General features: G+C 71.1%; 24 protein-coding genes and 1 pseudogene. 11 read left to right on the top strand and 14 right to left on the bottom strand.

Annotation, left to right across the window (positions count from 1 at the left end):
• The 5 genes and pseudogenes from ACIOEW_RS31035 to ACIOEW_RS31015 form a co-directional block, all read left to right on the top strand.
• Positions 1-273 (top strand): annotated as a pseudogene (locus ACIOEW_RS31035) (hypothetical protein); the annotation flags it as partial.
• Positions 274-507: 234 nt separating this feature from the next.
• Positions 508-1,623 (top strand): aliphatic sulfonate ABC transporter substrate-binding protein, encoded by a 1,116-nt coding sequence (locus ACIOEW_RS31030; protein ID WP_362548387.1) that lies wholly within the window; start codon positions 508-510, stop codon positions 1,621-1,623.
• Positions 1,624-1,656: 33 nt separating this feature from the next.
• Positions 1,657-2,445, top strand: coding sequence for an ABC transporter ATP-binding protein (locus tag ACIOEW_RS31025; RefSeq protein WP_401967762.1), 789 nt, complete (start codon positions 1,657-1,659; stop codon positions 2,443-2,445).
• Complete coding sequence (locus ACIOEW_RS31020; RefSeq protein WP_362548381.1) at positions 2,432-3,355, top strand: ABC transporter permease; 924 nt, start codon at positions 2,432-2,434, stop codon at positions 3,353-3,355. Before ACIOEW_RS31025 ends, ACIOEW_RS31020 begins: the two co-directional genes overlap by 14 nt.
• Positions 3,356-3,362: 7 nt before the next feature.
• The gene (locus ACIOEW_RS31015; RefSeq protein WP_401967758.1) at positions 3,363-4,121 is read left to right on the top strand and encodes a sirohydrochlorin chelatase; all 759 of its coding nucleotides are present in this window, start codon (positions 3,363-3,365) and stop codon (positions 4,119-4,121) included.
• A 32-nt stretch (positions 4,122-4,153) separates the two neighbouring features.
• On the opposite strand, the gene ACIOEW_RS31010 is transcribed toward ACIOEW_RS31015, so the two are convergent.
• Both ACIOEW_RS31010 and ACIOEW_RS31005 read right to left on the bottom strand, forming a co-directional pair.
• Positions 4,154-4,786: a DsbA family protein gene (locus tag ACIOEW_RS31010; protein WP_362548375.1), complete on the bottom strand. Its 633-nt coding sequence runs from the start codon at positions 4,784-4,786 to the stop codon at positions 4,154-4,156.
• Positions 4,787-4,854: 68 nt separating this feature from the next.
• Positions 4,855-5,445 carry a TIGR03086 family metal-binding protein gene (locus ACIOEW_RS31005; protein WP_401967757.1) on the bottom strand — a complete coding sequence of 197 codons (591 nt, stop codon included), beginning with the start codon at positions 5,443-5,445 and terminating at the stop codon, positions 4,855-4,857.
• Positions 5,446-5,541: 96 nt separating this feature from the next.
• Here ACIOEW_RS31005 and ACIOEW_RS31000 point away from each other — a divergent pair, with 96 nt between their 5' ends.
• On the top strand, positions 5,542-6,411 hold the full coding sequence (locus tag ACIOEW_RS31000; protein ID WP_401967755.1) for an aldo/keto reductase: 870 nt from the start codon (positions 5,542-5,544) through the stop codon (positions 6,409-6,411).
• Positions 6,412-6,425: 14 nt separating this feature from the next.
• Positions 6,426-7,265 carry an ABC transporter ATP-binding protein gene (locus ACIOEW_RS30995; RefSeq protein ID WP_401967753.1) on the top strand — a complete coding sequence of 280 codons (840 nt, stop codon included), beginning with the start codon at positions 6,426-6,428 and terminating at the stop codon, positions 7,263-7,265.
• Positions 7,266-7,269: 4 nt separating this feature from the next.
• On the opposite strand, the gene ACIOEW_RS30990 is transcribed toward ACIOEW_RS30995, so the two are convergent.
• The 7 genes from ACIOEW_RS30990 to ACIOEW_RS30960 all read right to left on the bottom strand — a co-directional run bounded on the left by ACIOEW_RS30990 (position 7,270) and on the right by ACIOEW_RS30960 (position 14,091).
• Entirely contained in the window at positions 7,270-7,653 is a 384-nt protein-coding gene (locus ACIOEW_RS30990) for a DUF4440 domain-containing protein (protein WP_401967751.1), read from the bottom strand.
• 206 nt (positions 7,654-7,859) lie between these two features.
• Positions 7,860-9,062 carry a S8 family peptidase gene (locus ACIOEW_RS30985; protein WP_401967749.1) on the bottom strand — a complete coding sequence of 401 codons (1,203 nt, stop codon included), beginning with the start codon at positions 9,060-9,062 and terminating at the stop codon, positions 7,860-7,862.
• A 270-nt stretch (positions 9,063-9,332) separates the two neighbouring features.
• The gene (locus tag ACIOEW_RS30980) at positions 9,333-10,379 is read right to left on the bottom strand and encodes a cytochrome P450 (RefSeq protein ID WP_401967747.1); all 1,047 of its coding nucleotides are present in this window, start codon (positions 10,377-10,379) and stop codon (positions 9,333-9,335) included.
• A gap of 132 nt (positions 10,380-10,511) precedes the next feature.
• The gene (locus tag ACIOEW_RS30975; RefSeq protein WP_350985409.1) at positions 10,512-10,592 is read right to left on the bottom strand and encodes a tryptorubin family RiPP precursor; all 81 of its coding nucleotides are present in this window, start codon (positions 10,590-10,592) and stop codon (positions 10,512-10,514) included.
• Positions 10,593-11,012: 420 nt separating this feature from the next.
• Complete coding sequence (locus ACIOEW_RS30970; RefSeq protein WP_401967745.1) at positions 11,013-12,305, bottom strand: ABC transporter substrate-binding protein; 1,293 nt, start codon at positions 12,303-12,305, stop codon at positions 11,013-11,015.
• On the bottom strand, positions 12,305-13,144 hold the full coding sequence (locus ACIOEW_RS30965; RefSeq protein ID WP_362548351.1) for a carbohydrate ABC transporter permease: 840 nt from the start codon (positions 13,142-13,144) through the stop codon (positions 12,305-12,307). The genes ACIOEW_RS30970 and ACIOEW_RS30965 overlap by 1 nt, the downstream gene beginning before the upstream one ends.
• Positions 13,141-14,091, bottom strand: coding sequence for a sugar ABC transporter permease (locus ACIOEW_RS30960; protein WP_362548348.1), 951 nt, complete (start codon positions 14,089-14,091; stop codon positions 13,141-13,143). Before ACIOEW_RS30960 ends, ACIOEW_RS30965 begins: the two co-directional genes overlap by 4 nt.
• Before the next feature lie 126 nt (positions 14,092-14,217).
• Between ACIOEW_RS30960 and ACIOEW_RS30955 the strand changes: the two genes are divergently transcribed.
• Positions 14,218-15,084 carry a phosphotransferase enzyme family protein gene (locus ACIOEW_RS30955; protein WP_401967742.1) on the top strand — a complete coding sequence of 289 codons (867 nt, stop codon included), beginning with the start codon at positions 14,218-14,220 and terminating at the stop codon, positions 15,082-15,084.
• Between the two features lie 67 nt (positions 15,085-15,151).
• Here the strand turns inward: ACIOEW_RS30955 and ACIOEW_RS30950 are convergent, their stop codons facing one another.
• The gene (locus ACIOEW_RS30950; RefSeq protein WP_401967739.1) at positions 15,152-15,925 is read right to left on the bottom strand and encodes a 3'-5' exonuclease; all 774 of its coding nucleotides are present in this window, start codon (positions 15,923-15,925) and stop codon (positions 15,152-15,154) included.
• Between the two features lie 91 nt (positions 15,926-16,016).
• On the bottom strand, positions 16,017-17,249 hold the full coding sequence (locus ACIOEW_RS30945) for an SAV2148 family HEPN domain-containing protein (protein WP_362548339.1): 1,233 nt from the start codon (positions 17,247-17,249) through the stop codon (positions 16,017-16,019).
• Between the two features lie 378 nt (positions 17,250-17,627).
• Between ACIOEW_RS30945 and glgX the strand changes: the two genes are divergently transcribed.
• Positions 17,628-19,796, top strand: coding sequence for a glycogen debranching protein GlgX (gene glgX, locus ACIOEW_RS30940; protein WP_362548336.1), 2,169 nt, complete (start codon positions 17,628-17,630; stop codon positions 19,794-19,796).
• Between the two features lie 112 nt (positions 19,797-19,908).
• Positions 19,909-22,302 carry a malto-oligosyltrehalose synthase gene (treY, locus tag ACIOEW_RS30935; protein WP_401967737.1) on the top strand — a complete coding sequence of 798 codons (2,394 nt, stop codon included), beginning with the start codon at positions 19,909-19,911 and terminating at the stop codon, positions 22,300-22,302.
• On the opposite strand, the gene ACIOEW_RS30930 is transcribed toward treY, so the two are convergent.
• From ACIOEW_RS30930 to ACIOEW_RS30920, 3 genes are all read right to left on the bottom strand, one after another.
• The gene (locus ACIOEW_RS30930) at positions 22,262-23,284 is read right to left on the bottom strand and encodes a cytochrome P450 (RefSeq protein WP_401967735.1); all 1,023 of its coding nucleotides are present in this window, start codon (positions 23,282-23,284) and stop codon (positions 22,262-22,264) included. The two genes, treY and ACIOEW_RS30930, sit on opposite strands and share 41 nt — an antisense overlap.
• A gap of 146 nt (positions 23,285-23,430) precedes the next feature.
• On the bottom strand, positions 23,431-24,075 hold the full coding sequence (locus ACIOEW_RS30925) for a hypothetical protein (RefSeq protein WP_401967733.1): 645 nt from the start codon (positions 24,073-24,075) through the stop codon (positions 23,431-23,433).
• Positions 24,076-24,170: 95 nt separating this feature from the next.
• Positions 24,171-25,070 (bottom strand): LysR family transcriptional regulator, encoded by a 900-nt coding sequence (locus ACIOEW_RS30920; protein WP_401967731.1) that lies wholly within the window; start codon positions 25,068-25,070, stop codon positions 24,171-24,173.
• Positions 25,071-25,167: 97 nt separating this feature from the next.
• On the opposite strand from ACIOEW_RS30920, the gene lpdA reads away from it, so the two are divergent.
• Entirely contained in the window at positions 25,168-26,589 is a 1,422-nt protein-coding gene (gene lpdA, locus ACIOEW_RS30915) for a dihydrolipoyl dehydrogenase (RefSeq protein ID WP_401967729.1), read from the top strand.
• The last annotated feature ends 10 nt before the right edge of the window (positions 26,590-26,599 follow it).

Below are 26,599 nucleotides of genomic sequence, written 5' to 3'. Positions count from 1 at the left end.
GTCAAGGACATCCCCTCGCGGCTGACCCTGGACGACCTCTCCCAGCACCCGGCGCCCGGGCAGCTCGTCGCCAACGACATCGGCCGGGTCGTCGTGCGCACCGCCGAACCCCTCGCACTCGACGCCTACGCCGACTCCCGCCGCACCGGCTCCTTCCTGCTGATAGACCCGGCCGACGGCACCACACTCTCGGCCGGCATGGCAGGCGCCTCCTTCACCGCCGACGCGGAGACCGGGGCTCCGGCGGACGACGACGCGGAGTGGGACTTCTGATGAACACCGACATCTTCTCGACCTTCGCGAAGGAGGGCGGCCGCGTCGGCAGCGGCGCCCTCGGCAGCGGCCAGGGCGGGGTTGCCCGATGTGCGCGATGACGTACGCGCACTGCCTGCGCGCCCGGCAGCACCACCTGCACCGCCAGTTCAGACGAAGACCTGCCGACTTCCCGGCCACGTCCCCGGACTTCCGAGGGACGTGAGAACCGGGCCTCCGAGAGGAAGACCTCCCGTGTCTGCCCCCCGTACCACGCTTCGCCGCAGCCTCGCCGCTGCCGCCGCCCTGCCGCTGCTCGCCGTTGCGCTCACCGCCTGCGGCTACGGCTCCGACGCGAAGGACGACGACGCCGAGAAGGCGAAGGTCTCCGCCGACGGAAAGAAGCTCTCCGCCGACACCGTGCGGATCGGGTACTTCCCGAACCTCACGCACGCCACCGCGCTGGTGGGCGACCAGGAGGGTCTGTTCCAGAAGGCACTCGGCGGCACCCAGCTCAAGACCTCGACGTTCAACGCGGGCCCGTCCGAGATCGAGGCGCTGAACGCCGACTCGATCGACATCGGCTTCATCGGCCCCTCGCCGTCGATCAACGGCTACACCAAGTCCCAGGGCAAGAACCTGCGGATCATCGGCGGCTCCGCCTCCGGTGGCGTGAAGCTCGTCGTCAACCCGAAGAAGATCAAGACCCTGGACGACCTCAAGGGCAAGAAGATCGCCACCCCGCAGCTCGGCAACACCCAGGACGTGGCCTTCCTCAACTGGATCTCCGAGAAGGGCTGGAAGGTCGACGCCCAGAGCGGCAAGGGTGACGTCTCCGTCGTCCGTACGGACAACAAGGTGACTCCGGACGCCTACAAGTCCGGTTCCATCGACGGCGCCTGGGTCCCCGAGCCGACCGCCTCCAAGCTGGTCGCCGAGGGCGCCAAGGAGCTGCTGGACGAGTCGACACTCTGGCCCGACAACAAGTTCGTGATCACGAACATCATCGTGTCGCAGAAGTTCCTCAAGGAGCACCCGGACGTCGTCGCCGCGGTGCTGCGCGGTTCGGTGACCACGAACGCGTGGATCAACGCCAACCCCGACAAGGCGAAGGCCTCCGCGAACGCCGCGCTGAAGAAGCTCACCGGCAAGGAGCTGCCGGCCGAGGTCATCGACCCGGCCTGGAAGTCGATCCAGATCACCGACGACCCGCTGGCCGCAACGCTCGACGCGCAGGCCGAGCACGCGGTGAAGGCCGGTCTGCTGGACGAGACCGACCTCAAGGGCATCTACGACCTGAAGCCGCTGAACAAGGTCCTCAAGGCCGCGGGCAAGCCCGAGGTCGCCGACGCCGGTCTCGGCGTCAAGTAACCAGCCGCTCGCAGACCCCAGGAGGTGACGACCATGGCGACCACCCTCACCAAGGCCGAGGACCGTGTCTCGGTCGGGCACGCCGCCCGTATCGCACATGTCTCGAAGTCCTTCTCCGGACCCACGGGACAGCAGCTGGTCCTGGACGACATCACGCTCGATGTCGCCCCGGGCGAGTTCGTCACCCTCCTGGGAGCCTCCGGGTGCGGGAAGTCGACGCTGCTCAACCTGGTCGCCGGACTCGACCGCCCGACCGGGGGGTCCATCGAGACCCCCGGCGGGCGGCCGGCCCTGATGTTCCAGGAGCACGCCCTGTTCCCGTGGCTGACCGCGGGCAAGAACATCGAACTGGCGCTGCGGCTGCGCGGCGTACCGAAGTCGGAACGCCGCACGGAGGCGGAGCGCCTCCTGGAGCTGGTGCGCCTGGGCGGGGCGTACGGCAAGCGGGTGCACGAGCTGTCGGGCGGGATGCGGCAGCGGGTGGCGATGGCCCGTGCGCTCGCCCAGGACAGTCAACTGCTGCTGATGGACGAGCCGTTCGCCGCGCTCGACGCCATCACCCGGGACGTGCTGCACGACGAGCTGACCCGGATCTGGCGCGAGACGAACGTCTCCGTCCTGTTCGTCACACACAACGTGCGCGAGGCGGTCCGGCTCGCGGAGCGTGTGGTGCTGCTCTCGTCCCGGCCCGGCCGGATCGCCCGCGAGTGGACGGTCGACATCGATCAGCCGCGCCGTATCGAGGACACCGCGGTGGCGGAACTGTCCGTCGAGATCACCGAACAACTGCGTGGGGAGATCCGCCGTCATGGCCAGCACTGATACCAAGTCGGACGCGCCGGGGTCCGGCGGGACCGGACCCGACGCGGTGAAGCCGGACGACCTGGCCGGCCTGGAGGCCGGTCTGGACGCACTGGACGCCGTACAGGTGCACCGCACACCGGTGCGCGAGGTGCTGCTCCGCAAGGTGCTGCCGCCGCTGGTGGCGGTGGCGCTGGTCGTCGTCGTCTGGCAGCTGCTCGTCTGGGGCGAGGTGACGGAGGACTACAAGCTGCCCTCGCCCTCCGCGGTCTGGGACAGCGCCGGCGACATGTGGCGGCAGGGGACCCTGCTGGAGGTGGTGTGGACCAGCGTCTCGCGCGGTCTGCTCGGCTTCCTGCTCTCGGTCGCCATCGGCACGCCGCTCGGACTGCTGGTGGCCCGGGTGAAGTTCGTCCGTGCCGCGATCGGCCCGATCCTGTCCGGGCTGCAGTCCCTGCCGTCCGTGGCATGGGTGGCGCCGGCCGTGATCTGGCTCGGCCTGAACGACTCGATGATGTACGCGGTCATCCTGCTGGGCGCTGTGCCGTCGATCGCCAACGGCCTGGTGTCCGGCGTCGACCAGGTGCCGCCGCTCTTCCTCCGAGCGGGCCGGACCCTGGGCGCGACCGGGCTGCGGGGCACCTGGTTCATCGTCATGCCGGCTGCCCTGCCGGGCTATCTGGCCGGTCTGAAGCAGGGGTGGGCCTTCTCCTGGCGTTCACTGATGGCCGCCGAGATCATCGCCTCGTCGCCCGATCTCGGTCTGGGCCTGGGGCAGTTGCTGGAGAACGGCCGCAACAACGCGGACATGCCGGGGATCTTCCTCGCCATCATCCTGATCCTGTTCGTCGGCATCGCCATCGACCTGCTCATCTTCAGTCCGCTGGAGCGGTGGGTGCTGCGCAGCCGCGGCCTCCTCGTCAAGAGCTGAGAACGTCATGACATCTCCGGTCCTTCTCGTCATCGCCCACGGCAGCCGCGATCCGCGGCACGCGGCGACCGTGCACGCGCTCACCGCGCGGGTACGGGCGCTGCGGCCGGGGCTGCGGGTGGAGACCGGGTTCCTGGACTTCGACGCACCGTCGGTGCCGCGGGTCCTGGAACGGCTGGACGCGCAGGGGGCGGGTGAGGTGGTGGCGCTTCCGCTGCTGCTCACCCGCGCCTTCCACGCCAAGTCCGACATCCCGGCGGTCCTGCGGGAGGCACGCGCCCGGCTGCCGCGGCTGCGGGTGCGGCAGGCCGAGGTGCTCGGCCCCTCGCCGCTGCTGAACTCCACCCTGGAGCGGCGGCTGTACGAGGCCGGGGTCCACCCCGGCGACAAAGGCTCGACCGGGCTCGTCCTGGCCTCGGCGGGCTCCACAGACCCGGAGGCGATCGCAGTGATCGCTGAAATCGCGCGGGAGCTGCGGCACACCGGTTGGTGTTCCGTGCGGCCTGCGTTCGCCTCCGCATCCCATCCCCGTACCGAGGACGCGGTACGGGCCCTGCGGGCCGACGGTGTGCGCCGGGTGGCGGTCGCCCCGTACGTGATCGCACCCGGCCGCCTCCCGGACCGCATCGCGGCGGGGGCGGCCGAGGCCGGCGCGGATGTGCTGGCCGGCGTGCTGGGCCCGTCGCCGGAGCTGGCGCGGCTGCTGCTGGACCGGTACGACGAGGCCCGCGTCCGGGCGGCACGGTCCGCCCCGGTCAGCGCGTAGCGCCTCCCGCCCGGGAATCCTGCCGGACTCTCTCAGCCCACGTCCAGGCTGCCCGTGCGGGTCCGCTTGAGCTCGAAGAAGTCGTCGTACCCGGCGAGCACCCGGAAGCTGTCGAACAGTCGCGCCGCCTCCTCGCCGCGCGGCACGGCGCGCAGCACAGGACCGAACCAGACCGTCCCGTCGACGTGGAGCGTGGGCGTGCCCACGTATCCGTCCGCCTCCGGGTCCTTGCCGGCGTCGTGGCTGCGGCGCAGCGCCTCGTCGTACGCCGGGTCGTGAGCGGCCGCGGCCAGTTCGGCGGGCAGGCCGAGCTCGTCGAGGGACTGGGCGATCACCTCGTCGAAGTCCTCGTTCTTCTGCTGGTGGATCCGGACCCCGAAGGCCGTGTACAGATCGCGCAGGACGCCCTCGCCACGCAGTCCGGCCGCGGCGACGGCGACGCGCACCGGCCCGATCGACTTGTCGACCAGGGTGCGGTACCAGTCGGGGAGTTCGTTGCCCGTGTTGTGCAGGTAGAGGCTCATCACGTGGAAGCGGAGCTCGATGTCGCGCTGCTGCTCCACCTCCAGCATCCAGCGGGAGGTGATCCATGCGAACGGGCAGGCCGGGTCGAAGAAGAAGTCGACGACGGCCCTGCCCGTGTCCGGGCTGCGGTGAGTGGTCATGGAATGAGCCTAGCCAGCCGGTGGCTCATCCCCACGGGCCATTCAGTGCCCGCGGGGATGGGCCATTTTCATGCGGCGGTCGCGGTCCACTGCGGATCACGGCCGCTCAGGGCCAGGGCGCGCGTGAAGTCGTCGGCCCCCTCATCGACGGTGACCTCATCGGCGAAGCCCTCGTACTGACGGTAGAGCGCCGCGGTCTTCTCGACGATCCCCAGGACGTGGGCGGCCGCCTCGTCCGAGAGCCGGAACTCCTGGCCGGTGGCCCGGGCCACGTCCCAGCCGTGCAGGGCCGTCTCCTCGATGAGCATCGCGGCGGTGTCCGCGGCCGGGGTGGCCGACTCACCGGTGCCGATCTCTCCCTCCCAGGCGGCCGGGTCCGACCAGGCGGCGACGGCGCGGTCCAGCTGGGCCGCGTACCGCTCGGCCCAGTCGGCGTCCGCCGTGAAGTCCCGCGTGGTGAGCTCCTCGGGGATCTCCGTGCGCAGGGCGCGGTGCTCCATGCCGTGCGAGGTGTAGAGCACCCAGTGGTTGATGAGCCCGCGGACGTCCCAGCCGGCGCAGGGAGTGACGGGGCCGTCGAGCTGTTCGGCGCGGATGCCGCGGGCCACGCGGGCGGCTTCGGCGGCGCATTCGGTCATATGGGTGTGCTCGGTCTTCATACACAGCACTCTAGGGAGGGTCGCCGCTCCCGGTCTTGAAGAAAGGCGACAGGCGCCGGCGGAGGGAGCTCCGGACCCCGGTACTACTGTTCCTTCATGTCTGCTTCGCTCCCCTCCCCCGACGCCTCGTTCCTCCTCGGCGGCGAACTGCCCGTGCGCCGTCTCGGCTACGGCACCGCCCAGCTGACCGGCCCCGGGTACTGGGGCCCGCGCGGGGACCGCCAGGACGCGCTGACCGTGCTCCGGTCAGCGGTGGATCAGGGCGTCACCCTGGTCGACACCGCCGACAACTACGGCCCGGGGGTGGCCGAGGAACTGGTGGCCGAAGCGCTGCACCCGTACCGCGACGAGCTCGTGATCGCCACCAAGGGTGGTGTCGTACGCACCGGCGACAGCGCCTGGCACATCGCGGGGCGGCCCGAGGATCTGCGCGCCATGTGCGAGGCCAGTCTGCGCAGGCTGCGGACCGACCGGATCGACCTGTACCAGCTGCACCGGCTGGACCCGCAGGTACCGATGGCCGATCAGCTGGGCGCTCTGGACGCGCTGCGGCAGGAAGGTAAGATCCGGTACATCGGTCTGGACACCCTCACCGCCGACCAGCTGGAGCAGGCGCTCTCCCTGACCGGGATCGCCTCGGTGCAGAACCGCTTCAACCTCCTCGACCGCGCGTCGGACGCGGTGCTGAAGGTATGCGAAGCCCATGACCTGGCGTTCCTCCCCTGGTTCCCGCTGGCCGACGGCGCACTGACCGGCAACGCCTCCGCCACGCTCGACGCTGTCGCGGAGGGCCACGACGCCACCCGCGGGCAGATCGCCCTCGCCTGGCTCCTGCACCGCTCCCCCGTGCTGTGCCCGACCCCGGGCACCGGTTCGTCCGTCCACCTTGCGGAGAACCTGGGAGCGCGGGAGATCCGGCTGACGACCGAGGACATGAGCCGCCTGGAGGCGCTCGGAACCGCATGAAGGAGTACCCGCAGGTGACCACGACCGACGCCGTTCCCGCCCGGAGCACCCCGACCGCCCCGGTGCCGGTGATCCGGGCCGACCGCGTCTGCCTCGTACGGGACGGGAACGTCCTGCTCGACTCGGTCTCGATGACCGTACGGAGCGGGGAGCACTGGGCCCTGCTCGGCGCCAACGGTGCCGGCAAGAGCACCCTGCTCGGGCTGCTCGGCGCGGTCACCCATCCCACCCGGGGCTCGGTGGAGGTGCTGGGACGCACGCTCGGCCGGGTCGATCTGCGGGAGCTGCGGACCCTGCTGGGGCATGTCGATCCGCGTCATCCGCTGCGTTCCCCGCTGACGGTGAGCCAGGTGGTGCTGACCGGCCTGACCAACTCGGTCGAGCCGCTGCCGCGCTGGTCGCCCGGGGCGGAGCAGCGGGAGCGTGCCGAGCGGCTGCTGAAGATGCTGGGCATGGGCGGCAGGACGCGGTCGCGCTGGCCGACCCTGTCGCAGGGTGAGCGAGGTCGCACGCTCATCGCCCGTGCGCTGATGCCGCAGCCCCGGCTGCTGCTGCTCGACGAGCCGGCCACCGGGCTGGATCTGGCCGCCCGGGAGCAGTTGCTGGACAGTCTGGACACGCTGCGCGAGGAGACTCCGGAGCTGGCGACGGTGCTGGTCACGCACCATCTGGAGGAGCTGCCGGCCTCGACCACGCATGCGATGCTGCTGCGCGGCGGGCGGAGTGTGGCCTCGGGGCCGGCCGACGAGGTACTGACCACCGATCAGGTCAGCGACTGCTTCGGCCATCCGGTACGGATCGCCCGCACGGACGGACGGTGGTCGGCGCGGGCACATCGGGCGGGCCGACGCTGACGCCTCACCCTTCGACGGCCGCCGCGAAGACGAAGGGGGTGGCCTGGTGGTAGTACAGCAGCCAACCCGTCCCGGTGAGGCGCCACAGCGAACTGCGGTGGGCGCGCTTGCCCCTGGCCTCGGTGTCGAACGTGACGTGGACGAGCTCGTCGGCCAGCTGGATCCCGCGCATCCGTGAGGCGGTGAGCTGACCGGGCCGCGGGGCCGTGTCCGAGACCAGCGACGTGATGACCATCTCGCGGTCCCAGCGTCGGCCGGTGGTGTCGACCTCGTGGAAGTCGGGGTGCAGGACCTGGACGAGGAGTTCGGCGGAGGCCCGGACCACCGGGTCGAGGAGGCGGAGTTCACCCTCGACCGCCGCGGCCACGCCCGGGGTCGGCTCACTCATGTGCCGCCTCCGGCCGTCCGGGCGGATCCGGTGGGCAGCTCGCGGGGCCCGGCCGCGGTGAGCCTCCGGTGACCGCTCCCGCTCGTCCCGGGCAACGGCACCGCATACATCATCATGGGCACACCATAGGACGATCTTCCCGAGCCGTGCGGCCGCCGCGCCCCGTGGGGGAGGGCGCGGTGGCCGCCGGTCAGATGGTGCCCGTGTTACTCAACGACCTTCAGCAGCTTGTTCGCCGTCCCTTCGGTGGCGTTGCTGATGGCGTCCGGGGTGGCTCCCTCGGTCAGCGCCGTCGCGACCTCCTCCGGGGTGGCGTCCGGGTGCCCTGCCAGGTAGACGGCGGCGGCACCGACGACGTGCGGGGTCGCCATGGACGTACCGGAGATGGTGTTGGAGGCGTCGTCGCTGTCGTTCCACGACGAGGTGATGTCCGAGCCGGGGGCGTAGATGTCCACGACCGAGCCGTAGTTGGAGAACGACGACTGCTCGTCGTCCACCGTGGACGAGGCGACGGTGATCGCCTCCGGGACACGGGACGGGGAGCCCTCGCTCGCGTCGCCCGATTCGTTCCCGGCGGCCACCGCGAAGGTGACTCCGGAGGCGATGGCCTTCTGGACCGCCGCGTCGAGTGCCTCGTCCACGCCGCCGCCGAGGCTCATGTTGGCGACGGACGGGCCCTCGTGGTTCTCGGTGACCCAGTCGATGCCGGCGACGACCTGCTCGGTGGTGCCCGAGCCCGAGTCGTCCAGAACCCGGACGGCGACGATCTTGGCCTGCTTGGCGACGCCGTACGTCGCCCCGGCTATGGTGCCGGCCACGTGGGTGCCGTGGCCGTTGCCGTCGTCGGCACTGTCGTCGTTGTCCACGGCGTCGAAGCCCGAGCTGGCCCGGCCCTCGAACTCCTGGTGTGTGGTGCGGACCCCGGTGTCGATGACGTAAGCGGTGACACCCTCGCCCGCACTGTCCGGGTAGGTGTACGCGTTGTCCCCGGCGGTCTCCGCCTGGTCGATGCGGTCCAGGCCCCAGGACGGCGGGTTGTCCTGGGTGGCGTCGATGTGGAACTTCTTGTTCTGGACGACCTTGGAGACGGCCGGGTCGGCGGCGAGCCGCTTGGCCTCGGTCTCCGAAAGGCCGCTGGCGGAGAAGCCGTTGATGGCGGAGCTGTAGTTGCGCTTCAGTTTGCCGCCGTACTCCTTGGCGAGCTTCGCCTTGTCCGCCTTCTGGTCCAGCATCACGATGTAGCTGCCGGAGACGGCGGTCGCCGCGTCGGCACCGTAGATCTTGCCCGTCGCGGGAGCGGGTGCCGCTCCGGCGAAGGGGCTGGCCAGCAGGGTCACTCCGGCTGCGGCGGCCACCGCGGTGATGGCGGCGGTCAGCTTGAACCGGCGTGCACGCTTGTGAATTGCCATGAAGAGGGATCTCCTCGTCATTCTTTGTGGGGGGATTGGCCCTCGGCCGGAAGATCTCCGGGGGCTGGTTCGAAACCCTTGCCGATTGACGCGCGCAGATCAAGACCCCCCTTGCGCCTGTGACCTCCCCGACAAGGTTTCGTCACAAGAAGCCGACCGGTGGTCCCCAACTCGGTCACAACTTCCGCCCCGTTACGGCGTGCGCACCACGGACACAGCAATCCGCCCCGGCCGTGAGGAATCCTCACGGCCGGGGCGGAGCCGGGTGGTTCAGCGTCGGGTGATCCGCACCCCTGTCACACCCATCAGCCCGGCGAGGGGGACTTCGGCGGCCGTCTGTTCGGGATCCACCGTCAGACCGCCGCCGCGCACCATGTCGAGCAGCATCTCTGCGAGCGGCAGCACCATGTGCCGCCCCCAACAGCGCTCGGATTCATGGCCGAAGGGCAGGTAGCCGGGCAGGCTGTCCGGGTCGAGACGGTCCCATCGCTCGGGCCGGAACGCATCGGGGTCCTCCCAGAGCGCGGGGTCCCGGTGACTCAGCAACGGCAGGAGCAGGACGTCGTCGCCCTCGCCGATCCGGGGGTCGAGCGCGGGGTACTCCGGGGACGCCCTTCGCAGAATGTTCCAGGAGGGCGGCAGCAGCCGCATGGCCTCGTACAGGATGTTCCGGTTCGAGGTCTCGTCGTCGAACGGTGATCCGAGCCAGAGCGCGTTGGCGACAAGTGTCGATACGGTGAAACAGACCGGGGCCGCGGCTCTGCGGTACAGACCCATCGCGTAGCGGCGGTCGCCGTACCCCTTGGCCTCGGCGGTCAGGCCCGCGATGGCGGAGACGGGGGCGCCGGGGCGCAGCCTGCCGGGCAGCGCGGCTCCGGCGACGATGACCGACCAGGTGAGTTTGGGCGTCAGTTCGAGGACGCGGTCCATGAGGATGCGCAGCCGGTAGGGGTCGTCCCCGAGCAACAGATCGCGCAGGTAGACGTGGCCCACATGCGGCCATTCACCCCGGAGGTCGGCGTTCCCGGGAACGGGCTTCTTCAGGGCCGTCCGCACGTCGCGGCCGATGGCCTGCATGACGGTGGCGGCCTCGGCACGGGGAATGGACCGCCCGTGGAGAGGTTTGAAGGTGGGGCGCTCATCCTCGGTGGCCGGCCTGGCGGCGAGGATACGGTCGGTCAGGCCGGCCCCGGCGACGCCGACGGTGCCGGGGTCCAGCCGGAAGGTCTCCTCGCCCCGGTGGTCCGTCAGGAGCGCCTGGAGTCTCGGCGCGAAGACGACGTCCCGGGCACGGCTGCCGGTACCGGATATCTGCATCGTGGTCTCCAAGAAGCGAGAGGCGACCGTGCCCGGCGGGCCGGTGAGGCCACGCCGGGCACGGGCCCGGCCGACGGACCGCGTCCGCCGGCCGGGCGGGCTCGAACGCCGGTTTAAGTACCAGACGCCGGTTTAGTACCAGTGGTACCAGGCGTAGGCCTTCAGGCTCTTCTCCGGCGTCATCTTGTCCTTCAGCAGAAAAAGGAACTTCATAACAGCACCTCCATCTTTGACTCTGAATTTACTTTTCCGGGGCATGGCTCGGCCGTTATTGCGATACGGACTTCCCGCCTCGGCAGAAATTCCGCACCGCTGCTGACCGCCGACAGGAGTACAGCCCAGAGCAATTGACGTTGTCAATGATCTCCCTTTCGGCCAAAAGCGGCAGCGCATGCCGTTTCAGTCGGCATTCAACGGACCGAAGAGAAACGGCGCGTTTCCCCGGCCATACTCGTATGCGCACGTCCCGGCAAGGGCGTGAAGAAGCAAATTCAAGCCGATGGCTGTCTGAATCGCCGTCGTTCAGAAATGCCTTGCCGCGACTCCGGGCGGGCATCCGGCGGCCGGACCGGCCCCGCTCCGACGCGGGAAAGATACGTACCGGTCGGTAATCTCTTTCCGTTCCGTCCGAAGTCATCGCTGATATCGGGCCAGAACCCGGTTGCCGTCATCCACCAGACGTTTCCTCAGCTCATCCGCGTCGATCGCACCGCTGTAGTACTCCTGGAGCGCGGGCGTGGCGACCTTGTCCTTCCACTCGGGGTAGCCGCGTACCGACTGGGCCGGCGCGGAGCGCAGTGCGGTCGCGAGGGCGGCGCCCGTCGCCCAGCCGCGCTCGGCGGTGTGCAGCGAGGGATCCGCCAGGGCGGCCGTACCCGTCGGGAGCATCCAGTCCCCCTTGGCCAGCCGCACCATGTTGGCGGGTCGCAGCAGGAAGTCGATGAACTCCACTGCCTCCTTCTTGTGCGGGCTGTCCTCGGCGACGGACAGGGTCTGCGGGCTCACGCCCTGGGCCAGTCCCTCGCTGCCGGCCGGGGCGGGCAGCACGGTCCACTCGAACCCCTTCGGGGCCTGTTCGACCACCTGTTGGCGGTAGGAGAAGCCAAGCGGCACCATGGCGTACTTCCCGCCGAAGAGGCCGGGCAGCGTGTCACCGCCGCCCATGCCCAGCGCGGTACGGGCGGCGCTGTGGTCGGTGTTGACCTGGTCGTGGATGGTGCCCGGGACGACCTGGTCGCCGGCGCCCATGGCGACGGTCACCTTTCCGTCGGCGCCGCGGTGGAACAGCTCACCGCCCGCCGACAGGCCCAGGTTCAGGGTGACGGAGACCGGCTCCTTGAGCGGCCACGCGATCCCGTAACGGCCCTTGCCCGTCAGCTGCTTGGTGACCTGGCGGAACTCCGGCCAGCTCCAGGGCCTCTCCGGAGTCGGGATGCGGACCCCGGAGGCCTTGAGGATCTTGGTGTTGGCGATCAGGACCCGCGGCTCCTGGAGGAAGGGCACCCCGTAGACCCCGCCGTCGAACGTGGCCGTCTGCCAGCTCTGCGCGGGGATGTCGCCGGTCAGCCGGTCGGGAAGAAGGGTTCGCAGATCGGCGAGGTATCCGCCGTACGCGAAGTCCGCGAGGTCGTCGGACGCGTCGTGGATGACGTCCGGCGCCTCACCGCCCTCGAAGGACGTGAGGAGCTGGTCGTGGACGCTGTCCCAACTGCCCTGGACGTACTGGACCTCGACATCGGGATGGCTCGCGTTCCACTCCTTCACCAGCTGCCTGTTGATGTCGACGGACTCCTTCTGCCAGGCCAGCGACTGGAAGCGGAGCTTGATCCTCCCGTCCGTCCCGCCGTCGCCGTCCCCGCCGCAACCGGTGAGCAGGAGGGCGAGCGCGGTTGCCGCCGCGGCGGCCGTTCGCACGAGTGCGCGCATCAGCTCTTCACCGCCCCGGCGAGCATGCCGCCCGTGATCCGCCGCTGAATGACGGCGAAGAGGACGAGCGAGGGAAGGGTGGCGAGGAACGCGGCGGCGGCGAGCGGGCCGAGGTCGCTCGCACCCTCCGCGCCGAGGAAGTGGGTCAGTACGACCGGCAGGGTCTGCTTCTCCGGTGTCTTGAGCAGAACGAGCGCGAAGAAGAACTCGTTCCACGCGGTGACGAACGCGAAGAGTGCGGTGGCGACGATCCCGGGTCCCAGCAGCGGGACGGTGACCGAGACGAGCGTCCGCAGCCGGCCCGCCCCGTCGACCGCCGCCGCCTCCTCCAGTTCTGGCGGCACGGCCCGTACATAGCCGACCAGCATCCACAGCGCGAACGGCAGCGCCCACACCACGTACACCATGATCAGCCCCCACAGGGTGTTGATCAGATGCAGGTGCTTGAGGACCAGGAAGAGCGGAATGATCAGCAGGACGAAGGGGAACGCCTGACTGACCACGACCCAGCCGGTGGCGGCCGTGGAGAGGCGCGAGCGGTGGCGGGCCATCACATAGGCCATCGGAGTCGCGATGACGACGGCGATGACACCGGCGGAGAGCGCGGCGATCAGTGAGTTGCCGGCGGCCCGCAGCAGTGGCTGTTCGTCGAAGGCCTGCCGGAAGTTGTCCAGCGTCGGGTGCTCGGGGATCCAGGTGGGGTGCAGGGAGCCCAGTTCGGGTGCGGGCTTGAAGGCGGTGGAGATCAGCCACAGGAACGGGAAGGCCAGGAAGACCAGATAACAGAGCAGCGCGGCGTACTGTCCGGCGCGTGCGGGCCTGCTGGTACGCAGACTCATCGGTCCTCGCCTCCCCTGAGCCGTCCGGCGAGGTACACGGCGAGGATCACGGAGATCACCGCGACCATCACACAGCCCATGGCCGCGGCGTAGCCGAACTGTCCGTACCGGAAAGCCTCTTCGTAGGCGAAGAGCATCGGCAGCCGGGTGCGGCCGCCGGGGCCTCCGTTGGTCAGCACGTAGACCAGGGCGAAGGCGTTGAAGTTCCAGATGAAGTTGAGCGCGGTGATGGAGAGGGCGACCGGCCGGAGCGCGGGCCAGGTGACGGTACGGAACCGGCGCCAGGCGCCCGCGCCGTCCAGGGCGGCAGCCTCGTGGAGCTCGTGCGGGGTGTTCTGCAGCCCCGCCAGCAGGGCGACCGTGGTCTGCGGCATGCCGGCCCAGATGCCGACGACGATCACCGCGGGCAGTGCGGTCGCGAGGCCGGTCAGCCAGTCCCGGCCGTCACCGAGCCCCAGGTCGCGGATGGTCTCGTTGAGGATTCCGGCGTCCGGGTTGTAGACGAGGCGCCACATGATGCCGACGACGACCTCGGGCATCGCCCACGGAATGATCGCCAGGGCGCGGGCCAGCCAGCGCATCCGCAGGTTCTCGTTGAGCAGCAGAGCGAGGCCCAGAGCCAGCACGAACTGCGGGACGGTGACGCCGAGCGCCCAGACCAGACCGATCCGGAACGACTCCCAGAACAGTCCGTCGTGGAGCAGGTCCTGGAAGTTCAGTACGCCGACCCACTGCGTGGACCGGGTGCGGCCGGACTGGGAGTCGGTGAACGCCAGCGCGATGCCGTAGAGCAGCGGCCCGACGCTGAGGACGAGGATCGGGATCAGCGCGGGCAACACCAGGAACCAGGTCCCGGCGTTGCGGTTGATCTGTCCGGGCCTCTTGCCACGCGGACCGCCCGGTGGACCGTGCCGTCCGGACTGCACGGTTGCATTCGCCAATGTCATGGATGCGACCCCCTTGCGTCATTCGACCGGCTCTATACCGTTCTGGCCGCTCAGGTGGCCTCCGCCATCGTGCTGACGGACCGTCGGTTCGTCAAGGCGGCCTGCACGGATGCGAAAATCGGAACCATGAATGAGATGCGAGCGCGCGAGGTGCTGACCGCCGCCGGACTGCCCGGCGACGCGGAGCTGATCGCGCTGGGCGAGAACGCGGTGTTCGGCGTGGGCGACCTGGTCGTCAAGATCGGCCGGGACGCCGTACGGAGCCCGGAACTGCTGGAACGGGCCGAACGCGAGGTGGCCGTGGCACAGTGGCTCACCGCGTCCGGTGTCCCCGCCGTGCGGGCCGCCGAGCCCGGAGCGCGGCTGGTCGAGGGCCACCCCCTGACGCTGTGGCACCGGCTGCCCGACGCGGTGCGGCCCGCCGAGCCGCGGGATCTGGCACCGCTGCTGAGCGCGGTGCATGCGCTGCCGGCCCCGGAGGGCCTCACCCTGCCCCGCCGGGAGCTGCTGGGCGGCGTCGAGCGGTGGCTGCGCCTGGCCGGCGAGGCGATCGATCCGGCGGACGCGGCGTACCTGCGTGAGCGCCGCGACGGATTCGCGGTGGCGGCCGCCGCACTGGTCCCCCATCTGCCCCCGGGCCCGATCCACGGCGACGCGCTCGCGCGCAACGTCCATGTCGGTCCGTCCGGGCCGGTCCTGGTGGACCTGGAGACCTTCTCCAGGGATCTGCGCGAGCACGATCTGGTGGTGCTCGCCCTGTCCCGCGACCGGTACGGGCTGGCGGCCGGGGCCTATGACGCCTTCACCTCGGCGTACGGGTGGGACGTACGGGAATGGGACGGTTGCGCGGTGCTGCGCGGGGCCCGGGAGACGGCGAGCTGCGCCTGGGTCGCCCAGCACGCCCCGGCCAACCCGAAGGCACTCGTGGAGTTCCGCCGCCGCGTGGCATCCCTGCGGGACGGGGACGCGGGGGTGCGGTGGTTCCCGTTCTGAGGCGGCTCACCGGGCGCGCACCGGTGAGCACGGGCCTCGATCGCCGGACCGGCTCAGGAAACAGTTCTCAATCGCCGGACCGGCTCAAGGAACTGTTCTCGATAGCCGAACGGTCCTGATGGCTCCGCGCCGGCTCCCGCACCGGCCAGCGGCTGTCGATGACCGCGTCCGCCGTGCCCTTGCGACGCAGGAACTGCTGGAAGTCGGCGGCCCACTCCGCGTACCAGGTGATCTGGCGCTCATGAAGCTCAGGCGCCGACATCGCGGCCACCGAGTCGTGCCGGGCGGCTATCGCGTACGCCACCCGCACCGCCGCAAGCGCGTCCGCCCCCGCGTCGTGTGCTCCCCCGTGGACCACGCCGTACTCGACGCAGACCGCTTCGAGGTTGCGCTTGCCCTTGCGGTAGCGGTCGACGGCCCGGTCGATCGTGTACGGGTCGATCACCGGCCCGATCCCCGCCCCGTCGAGCCGGTCGCTGAGCGAGGGCAGCCCGTGGCGGCGCAACTCGGCCGTCAGCAGCGTCAGGTCGAAGGCCGCGTTGTACGCGACCACCGGGACGCCCTGGCGCCAGTACCCGGTCAGGGTGTCGGCGATCTCGTCGGCCACCTCACGCACCGGCCGGCCCTCCGCCGCCGCCCGCTCGCTGCTGATGCCGTGGATCGCGGACGCCTGCGCGGGGATCCGGATCCCCGGATCGGCCAGCCAGGCGTGCCGGCTCACCGGATCACCTTCGCTGCCGTCGACACGGACGACCGCGGCTGTCACGATCCGGGCCTCCAGCGGTTCCGTACCCGTCGTCTCCAGGTCGAATCCGACCAGCGCCTGCCGGTGCCAGCTCATCCCGTACCTCCTTCGTGGTGCTCCCCCAGATGACGACCACCCTCGCACGGGGCACTGACAACGAGCAGGGCCCCTCCTGAGGAGCGGTCCCTCAGGAGACCGGCCGGGAGTCCGTCCACACGGATTCGAACTCCTCGCGGTACGTCTCGAACAGCCCGTGCTCGCTGTCCTGGCCGGCCCGGACGACCGCCCGTCCGCCGCCCCGCAGAACCAGCACCGGCGCCTCCATGCCGCGCGCCCTGCGCAGGTAGGTCTGGACGACCCCCACGGCGTCGGCGCCGTCGCCGTCCACCAGGTACGCCGTGAAGCGCGGTGTCTCGTCGAAGACATGGATCTCGAAGGCGCCCGGGTCGCGGAGCTTGGAGCGGACCCGGCGCATGTGGAGGATGTTCATCTCCACCGAGCGGCTCAACTCGCCCTTCTTGAGGCCGAGCTCCCGCTCCCGGCGCTTGACCGCGCTGCTGGCCGGGTTGATGAAGAGCAGCCGGATCCGGCAGCCCGACTCCGCCAGCCGGATCAGCCGCCGGCCGGAGAAGTTCTGGACCAGCAGATTGAGCCCTATCCCGATCGCGTCCAGCCGGCGCGAACCACCGAAGAGGTCCTCGGCGGGCAGCTGGCGCTGGAGCCGCACCCGGTCGGGATGGACGGACACCACATCCGCGTACCGGTCTCCGACGAGCTCCTCCACGGCGTCGACCGGAAGACGGTCGGCGGACGGGACGGCCGCGCCGCTGCCCAGGATCTCCAGCAGCCGGGCGGAGGCCCGCTCGGCCTGTGCCAGCACCGCCTCGTTGAGGGCGCGGTTGCGGGAGACCACGTTGCGGGCGACCTCCAGCTCGTCCAGGGCCAGCTCGACGTCGCGCCGGTCGTCGAAGTACGGCTCGAAGCAGGGCCAGTGCTGGACCATCAGCTCACGCAGCTGCGGAAGCGTGAGGAAGCTCAGGACGTTGTCGTCGGCCGGGTCCAGCAGATAGCCCTTGCGGCGGGACACCTCACGCACGGCGACGGCGCGCTGCACCCACTCCTGCCCGGCGGGTCCCGCCGCGGCCACCACCCATTCCTCGCCGTGGACCGGTTCGTAGATGGGCCGGAGCACCGCGGCGACGACGGCACGCAGCCGCTGCTCCACGAGATTCAGCCAGATGTAGGCGCGCCCGGCCCGCTGCGCACGGGTGCGCACCTCGCTCCAGGCCTCCGCGCCCCAGTCCAGTTCCGCACCGATCTCCAGGGGCTGCGCAAGCGAAACCGCCCCGGGCGGGACATCAGCCGAATCCCCCTCGTGACCCGTGTCACCTGGGGGCAGCTCGAACCCTCCCGAGCTCACCCGCGCACCGCCTTCCACTCCCCCACCAACGATCAAGGAAGGGTACTCCGGGAGCGGGAGCCGGTGCAGCCGGATGCGCAGGCTCCTTTACCAACTCCCCTGCGGTGAACGCGCGTTCCGTGCGGCGAGATCTGCCGGAGTGAGCGGATTCATAGTGATTAAACACCCCACCCCAAGCCGCATTCCGGACAACCGGCCGGGCACGGGTGCCGGATTCCGGTTCCGGGCTGCACGGAGAGGCCCGATGTTGACCGGACCGGGCGACGCCGCCCCCATTTGCCGACCGGTCCTAGGTAAGGGCCGCTCTTTCGGGGAAGATCTGCCCCAGGGAGCCCGCATTCCCCAGGCAACCGCATCAGAAGTGGAAGAGTCGAACCTATGCAGGTCTGGCCGGGACAGGCGTACCCCCTCGGTGCCACGTACGACGGCGCCGGGACCAACTTCGCGGTCTTCTCGGAGGCCGCCCACCGAATCGAGTTGTGCCTGCTGCACGACGACGGTTCCGAGACGGCGGTGGAGCTGAGGGAGACCGACGCCTTCGTCCGCCATGCCTACCTGCCCGGGGTGATGCCCGGTCAGCGATACGGATTCAGGGTGCACGGGCCGTACGAACCGCAGCGCGGGGCCCGCTGCAACTCCGCCAAGCTGCTCCTGGATCCGTACGCGCGGGCGGTCGCCGGACAGATCCAGTGGGGCGAGGCGGTGTACGGCTATCCGTTCGGCCGGCCCGACGCGCGCAACGACCTCGACTCCGCGCCGCACACCATGACCTCGGTCGTGGTGAACCCCTACTTCGACTGGGGCGACGACCGGCGGCCCCGTACGGACTACCACCGCACGGTGATCTACGAGGCCCATGTGAAGGGTCTGACGATGCTTCACCCGGGGCTGCCGAAGGAGTTGCGGGGTACGTACGCGGGACTGGCCCATCCGGAGGTCATCGCGCATCTGACGGAGCTCGGGGTCACGGCGATCGAATTAATGCCGGTGCACCAGTTCGTCCAGGACCACCGGCTGGCGGACGCGGGCCTCGCCAACTACTGGGGCTACAACACCATCGGTTTCTTCGCCCCGCACAACGCCTACGCCTCCTGGGGCGACCGGGGCGAGCAGGTACTGGAGTTCAAGCAGGCCGTGCGCGCCCTGCACCAGGCCGGCATCGAGGTGATCCTCGACGTGGTCTACAACCACACGGCGGAGGGAAACCACCTGGGGCCGACGCTCTCCTTCCGGGGGCTGGACAACGCCTCGTACTACCGGCTCGCCGACGACCAGCGGTACTACATGGACACCACGGGGACCGGGAACTCCCTGCTGATGCGCTCCCCGCACGTGCTCCAGCTGATCATGGACTCGCTGCGCTACTGGGTGACCGAGATGCATGTGGACGGCTTCCGCTTCGATCTGGCGGCCACGCTGGCCCGGCAGTTCCACGAGGTGGACCGGCTGTCGTCGTTCTTCGACCTGGTGCAGCAGGACCCGGTGGTCAGCCAGGTGAAGCTGATCGCCGAGCCGTGGGACGTGGGCGAGGGCGGCTACCAGGTGGGGAACTTCCCGCCGCTGTGGACCGAGTGGAACGGGAAGTACCGGGACACGGTGCGCGACCTGTGGCGCGGTGAGCCCCGGACCCTGGCCGAGTTCGCCGGCCGGCTGACGGGCTCCTCCGACCTGTACCAGGACGACGGGCGGCGGCCGCTCGCCTCGATCAACTTCACCACCTGCCACGACGGATTCACCCTGCACGACCTGGTCTCGTACAACGACAAGCACAACGAGGCCAACGGCGAGGGCAACCGGGACGGCGAGAGTCACAACCGGTCCTGGAACTGCGGTGTGGAGGGTGAGACGGACCGCCCCGAGGTGCTGGAGCTGCGCGAGCGGCAGATGCGCAACTTCATCGCCACGCTGATGCTGTCCCAGGGCGTGCCGATGCTGAGTCACGGCGACGAGTTCGGCCGTACGCAGCGGGGCAACAACAACGGTTACTGCCAGGACAGCGAGCTGTCGTGGGTGCACTGGCCGGAACCGGCCGGGGCGGCGGGCGACGACGATGCGGAGGGCGACGGGCAGGACGGCGGCGACGGCCTCGGCAGCAGTCTGCTGGAGTTCACCCGGGCGATGGTGTGGCTGCGCCGCGACCATCCCGTCTTCCGGCGCCGGCGGTTCTTCCACGGGCGCCCCGTGGAAGGCACCCACGACGAGCTCTCCGACATCGCCTGGTTCACGCCCGAGGGCGAGGAGATGACCCAGCGGGACTGGCAGGCGGCGCATGCCAAGGCGCTGACGGTCTTCCTGAACGGGCACGCCATCTCGGAACCGGGACCGCGCGGGGAGCGGATCTCCGACGACTCGTTCCTGCTGATGTTCAACGCCGGAGCCGAAACGCTCGAATTCGCCGTTCCCGTCAACCACGGGCGGCAGTGGCTGGCTGTCGTCGACACCGCCCGCCCGGACGGTGTGCTGACCGGTGCGGGGCCGAAGGTGGCGGCGGGCGATCGGGTGACGCTGGTGGGACGGAGCATGGTGGTGCTCCAGCGACCGGCGTAAAGGGAAAGGCCGGGCCCGCGTGGAAGGAAGCCCGCCGTCGCGGGGCCGCCGCTCGTGCACTCGTCCGTGCCCGGGTGACACAGGCGGCCCGGATCTGGGTACGAACGTTCCCATGACGCCTTCCGCCACGTACCGGCTCCAGCTCCAGCCGGAGTTCCCGTTCTCGGCCGCCGAGGACGCCGTGCCGTATCTCGCCTCCCTCGGCGTCTCCCATCTGCACCTGTCACCGGTGCTCGAGGCCGTGCCCGGCTCACGGCACGGCTACGACGTCGTCGACCACAGCCGGGTACGCGCCGAGCTGGGCGGCGAGGAGGGGCTGCGCCGGCTGGCCCGCACCGCACGGGAACACGGGCTCGGGCTCGTCCTGGACATCGTGCCGAACCACATGGCCGCCGACCCCCGGCACAACCACGCACTGCGCGAGGTCCTGCGCGAGGGGCCCGGCTCCCCGTACGCCCGCTGGTTCGACATCGACTGGGCGGCGGGCGACGGGCGGATCCTGCTGCCCGTCCTCGCCGGACGCATCGGCGAGGAGACGGACCGGCTGCGGGTCGACGGGGACGTGCTGCGCTACGGCGAGCAGGAGTTCCCGCTGCGGGCCGGCACCGCCCACCTCGATCTGCCCGAACTGCTGGACGCCCAGCACTACCGGCTCGGCTGGTGGCGGCTGGCCCGCACCGAGCTGAACTACCGGCGGTTCTTCACCATCTCCGAGCTGATCGGGGTGCGGGTGGAGGACCCCGAGGTGTTCGCCGCCTCCCACGCCAAGATCCTGGAGCTGGTACGGGACGAGGTCGTCGACGGCCTGCGGATCGACCACCCGGACGGGCTCGCCGACCCGGCCGGCTATCTGGAGCGGCTCTCCGAGGCGAGCGGCGGGGCGTGGACGGTGGTGGAGAAGATCCTCACCGGGCCCGAGCCCCTGCCGGCGGGCTGGGCCGTGGCCGGGACGACGGGGTACGACGCGCTTCACCGGATCGACGGGCTCTTCGTCGACCGGGCGGGCGCGGCCGAGCTGCTCGGCGGCTACCGGGAGTACGCCTCCCCGGCGGGCGACCGGGGAGGCTACTGGACGGCGACCGTGCGCCGGGCCGCGTACCGCGTCGTCACCCATGAACTGGCCGCCGAGACCGAGCTGCTGACCCGGCTCGCGTCACGCATCTGCGCCCAGGACCCCGCGCTGCGCGACCACGCCCCCTGGGCCCTGCACACCGCCGTGCGCGAACTGCTGGTCCGGGTCCCGGTGTACCGCCCCTATGTGACGGCGGGCGGCCCCTGCACGGAGACGGCCGGGGCGACGCTCGACCCGGTCGCGGTGAGCGATGCCAAGGCGGCGTTCGCGGTGCGGGAGGAGGCGGCGGCCGTCGACGTGGTGCGGGAGCTGGCCCTGGGGCGGCTCGGCGGGGGCGAGGACCGGGCGGCGTTCTGTGCCCGCTTCGCCCAGACCGCTTCCGCGCTGCGCGCCAAGGCGGTCGAGGACACGGCGTATTACCGGTACGTGCCGCTGATCTCGGCCAACGAGGTGGGCGGTGATCCGGGGCAGCCGGCGGTGGCGCCGGAGGCGTTCCACACCTTCTGTGCACGGCTCGCCCGCGACTGGCCCGCCACCGGCACGGCCCTGACGACGCACGACACCAAGCGCAGCGCCGACGTCCGGGCGGGTATCGCGGTGCTGTCGCAGTGCCCCGGGCAGTGGACGGAGCTGGTCGCCGAGCTGACGCGGACGGCCCCCGCCGCCCCCGATCCGCAGCTCGCCTGGCAGGCATGGCAGACCGCGATCGGCTGTGTGGGGTTCCCGCCCGGGGAGCAGGCCGCCCGGCTGGAGCCGGCGCTGCTGAAGGCGGTGCGCGAGTCGGGCCTGTTCACGAGCTGGACCGAACCCGATCCGCTGTACGAGCGGGTGGCTACGGACTTCGTGGCCGCCGGTCCGGCCGCCGACACCGGTCCGGTGCGGGCGCTGCTGGAACGGTTCGCCGGGACTCTCGCCCCGCATGTGCGGGCCAATGTGCTGGGCGCGGCGCTGGTGCACCTGACGATGCCGGGGGTGCCGGATCTCTACCAGGGCACGGAGCGGGAGTATCTGGCGCTGGTCGACCCGGACAACCGGCGGCCCTTCGCACCGCCCGCCGACGACGCGCCCACAGACGAGAAGGAGGCGCTCACCTCGGCGGCGCTGCGGCTGCGACGGGAGCGGCCCGAGGTGTTCGGCGAGTCGGGTACGTATGCCCCCCTCGCCGCTTCCGGTCCGGCGGCGGCGCACTGCCTGGCCTTCGGCCGCTCGGGCGAGGTCGTGACCGCGGTGACCCGGCTGTCGCTGCGGCTGGCGGAGTCGGGCGGCTGGCGCGGAACGGAGCTGGCGCTGCCGGACGACGGGGTGTGGAGCGATCTGCTGACGCCGGGCCGGAAGTTCTCCGGCGGCACGGTCCCGGTGGCGGAGCTGTTCGCCGCGCGGCCGGTGGCTCTTCTTACCCGGGCTGGACGAGAAGGGAGCGCGGGCCCCGCGTGAGCAGGCCGGTGGCGGCCGGGCGGAATCCGTCCGCCCAGCGCAGGGCGGGCATCGCGTCGAGCAGGGCGCGCAGCCCCTGTTCGGCCTCCATCCGGCCCAGCAGCACGGCGGGACAGCCCGCGGGGCCGGGCGTGCCGCGGTCCTGGTCGCGACGGAAGGGGTCGAAGACGTCCGGTGCGGCGAACCGTTCCGGGTCGCGCCCCGCCGAGCCGATCAGGCAGGCGACGGGCGCCCCGGCCGGCAGGGTGCCGCCGCTGAGGGTGACCTCGGCGACGGTGCGGCGCAGCACGACCTGGACAGGCGGGTCGCGGCGCAGCGACTCGGTCCAGGCCCGGCCGGTGAGCGCGGGTTCGATGCGCAGGGCGGCCAGCAGGTCGGGGTCGTCCAGCAGATTGGCGAGCAGGGAGGCGAGGGCGGTCTCGCGCAGTCCGGTGTGCCTGGTGCAGGGGCCGGCGTCGGCGGCCGCGCGGGTGCCCGCGCCCGCCCCGGCTCCGACGGGCAGCCAGCGGCAGAACTCCTCGACGAGATCGGCCTGCGGGCGTCCGGCGATGCGCCGGGCCAGCACATAGGCGGTCCGCTCGACGCGAGACGCCAGATGTGCGGGAACGGAGCCGGCCGCCACCGCGTACCGGTCGCGGGGCAGACAGCGGGCACTGCCGTGGCAGAGCCCGAGCGGGGCCGGGCCGCCCCTGGGTGCCCCGTCGTGCGGGAAGCCCGCGAACCTCGGGTCCGTGAGGGCGGTGGCCACGTCGTCGTGCCGGCTGACGAGCCAGGCGCCCAACGGCGCGTCGTAAGTGAGCGGGTACTCCTCGCGGAGCACCCGGTAGAGCCGGTACGGGTCGTGCGCCGCACCCGGCGCGAGAAGACTGGGACCGCCGCCGGCCCGGGCCGCGCGGCGGGGCAGCGTGGACGGGCGCCGGACGGTGCGGCCTTCGGGCGAGGGCGTGGGGGCCGGTATGTCTCCGGACGTGTCTGCCTGCATGACGTACCCCCCGGGGCGTTCGGTGCGCCGGTGCGCGGCGCGATCCCTCTCAGGGGATCACCTGAACGGGCCTGCCGCAGTCGGCGTGCGGCCGTCCGGGTGATGCGCCGCCCTGCGTCCGGCATGTCCCACCGGTCGGACGCGGCTCAGTCGAGGTCCTCGAACGCGGGACGCCGGCCCGCGCGGCGCCGTACGAATCCGCGCCGGCCGGCGAGGAGGGTGATGCACGTCCAGCCGACGACGCCCATGACAAGCATGCTGAGCCGGCCACCCGAATCGACGTCGGAGGCGGCTTCCAGCGGGACGACCCTCTTCGGGTCGCTGATGACCTCGATCCGGTCGCCCACCTCCCAGTCCGGGTTGTCCCCGTTGTAGTTCAGGGTCTCCTCAAGCTCCCCGAGCCGGCCCTCAAGGGTGAAGCGGTGATTCGACCCGCCGTTCGCGGCGGCGCTGTCTGCGGTGACGCGGACGGTCTCGCGCACACCCCGGCCGTCGAGCGCCGCTTCGGGCGCGTACTGGACCGAGCCCACGAGCACGAACACCGCCGGCAGAACGGAGAGGGCGGCGAGCCACCATGCGTGATGGAGGAAACGCAGGACGATCACGAGGACGAAACAGCCGATGACGCCGGTGACGATCGGGACGGCCTCCATGCCCAACGCGAGGTAGGAGATGCCCGTGTTGACCGCGGCGATGATCCAGCCCAGTACCACCACAGCGAGTGTGAACAGAAAGTACCCTCCCCGGTCCACATGCGGACTGTGTGCCTTCTTCATGTCCACTGCAGTCATCGGGGCAGCATAGACAACCGGCCCAGCACCGCCCTTGGCCCGGTACCCGGGCCAAGGGAATCGGGGTGCGGGGCAGCGCCGGATCCCCGTCCGGGTCACTTGCCGGTCCGTGGACCCGGCGGCCAGGACGAAACCAGGAGTTCGATGAACGCGGCGGCCGCACCGGTCGGTTCCACTCGGGAGAAGGCCGCGAGCTCCCGGCGCCACGGCGGGTCCACGGTGAGCACCGCGCAGTCCTCCCCGACCGCACCCCGTACGACGTGTGCGGGAGCCGTCGCGACACCGACCCCGGCCGCCGCCATACGCACCGCGGTCGACGTGTGCTCGGTGCGCACCGCCGTACGGGGCTCGAATCCGTCCCGGGCACAGGCCCAGTCGAGGAACGGGCGGCCCTCCACGACCGCTTCCATCGCGCAGCGCACCCACGGACGGTCGGCGAGTTCGCGCAGCCGGACCGAAGCCCGCCCGGCGAGGGGGTCGTCGAACGGGACGACCAGGACGATGTCCTCCGCCCCGATAGGGACCACCGGGCCGGACCAGTGCGGGGGCGGCGGGCCGACGGCGAGGTCGGCGGTGCCGCGTTCGATCTGTTCCTCCAGGGCCTCCGTGGTGGCGTACTCGTGCAGCACGAGGCCGACCCCGGGGTGGGTGGACCGCCAGCGGGCGAAGACGTCGGGGAGGATGCCGACGGCGATCGGGTGCACGGTGGCGATGTGCAGTTCGCCGCCCTCCACGCCCGCCGCCGCCCGCGCCGCGCGCCTGGCCTGGGCGGCACTGCGCACGGACCGTTCGGCATGGGGCAGGAAGGCGCGGCCCATCGAGGTCAGCCGGACACCACGCGGCAGCCTTTCGAGCAGGGCGCCGCCGATGGCCTTCTCCAGGGCCTTGATCTGGTGGGACAACGCCGGCTGGGTGACGTGGAGGAGCTCGGCGGCCCGGGTGAAGGAGGACTCCTCGACGACTGTGAGGAAGTACTCCATCTGCCGCAGACTCATCGCGCCCGTCCCCTGCCCTCAGCCATAAACATCGTCTATCGAATCCACATAAACCTTGCCTTGGACTCATGGTAAGGGCCGGGCGGAAGGTGGGGACATGACACAGCAGCAGTACGTGAACGAGACCGACGTCGTGGTCATCGGCGGGGGGACGGGCGGCTACTCCACCGCGCTGCGGGCGGCCGCGCTCGGTCTGGAGGTGGTCCTCACCGAACGGGACAAGGTGGGAGGCACCTGCCTGCACCGGGGCTGTATCCCCAGCAAGGCGATGCTGCACGCCGCCGAACTGGTCGACGGCATCGTGGAGGCCCGGGAACGCTGGGGTGTGAAGGCGACCCTGGAGTCGGTGGACTGGCCGGCGCTCGTCGCCACCCGCGACGACATCGTGGCCCGCAACCACCGGGGCGTGGAGGGACATCTGGCCCATGCGGCGGTCGAAGTGTTGCACGGCAGTGCCGAGTTGACCGGTACGCGCAGCGTCCGGATCGAGGGGTACGGGGAAGTCGCCGCCCGCCGCGGCATCGTGCTCGCGACCGGCTCGCGGCCGCGGATGCTGCCCGGCCTGACAGCCGACGGGAGGCGCGTGGTCACCAGTGACGACGCACTGTTCGCGCCCGGCCTGCCGGAGTCGGTCCTGGTGCTGGGCGGCGGGGCGATCGGGGTCGAATACGCCTCGCTGCACCGGTCGATGGGGGCGAGAGTCACTCTGGTGGAGGCCGCCGACCGGCTTGTTCCGCTGGAGGACGCCGAGGTGTCACGTCATCTGACGCGTGGTCTGAAGAAGCGCGGAATCGATGTGTTGACGGGGGCGCGGCTGCTGGACGCGGCCGTCCTCGACAACGGGGTGGAGGCCACGGTCCGCACTTCGCGCGGCGAGAACCGGACGGTGGAGGCGGAGCGGCTGCTCGTAGCGGTCGGCCGGGCCCCGGTGACGGACGGTCTGGGTCTCGCGGCGGCGGGCCTCGCCACCGATGAGCGCGGGCATGTGGCGCCCGCGGACTGGTCGCGGCTGGAGACCGCCGTGCCGGGGATCCACGTCGTGGGGGACCTGCTGCCGCCGCCGTCCCTCGGGCTGGCCCACGCATCCTTCGCCGAGGGGCTGCTGGTCGCCGAGACGCTGGCCGGTCTGCGGCCGGCGCCGGTGGACTACGCGGCGGTGCCCAGGGTCACGTACTCCGCACCGCAGACCGCGTCCGTGGGGCTCTCCGAAGCACAGGCCCGTGACGCCGGGCACGATGTCGCGGTCAACACGATGCCGCTGGCGGCCGTTGCCAAGGGCATGGTGCACGGACAGGGCGGCATGGTGAAGGTGGTCGCGGAGCGCGGCGGCCGGGTCCTCGGGGTGCACCTGGTCGGGCCGCACGTCTCGGAGATGATCGCCGAGAGTCAGCTGATCGTCGGCTGGGACGCCGAACCGTCCGACGTGGCCCAGCACATCCACCCGCACCCGACGCTCTCGGAGGCGGTCGGCGAGGCCTTCCTCACCCTGGCGGGCCGCGGGCTGCACCAGCAGGCGTGAACGCCTGCGT

It is taken from the genome of Streptomyces sp. NPDC087901 (assembly GCF_044742205.1).
Lineage (GTDB): Bacteria > Actinomycetota > Actinomycetes > Streptomycetales > Streptomycetaceae > Streptomyces.
The sequence above is the reverse complement of the archived record's forward strand: the minus strand, read 5'-3'. Positions and strand labels throughout refer to the sequence as shown.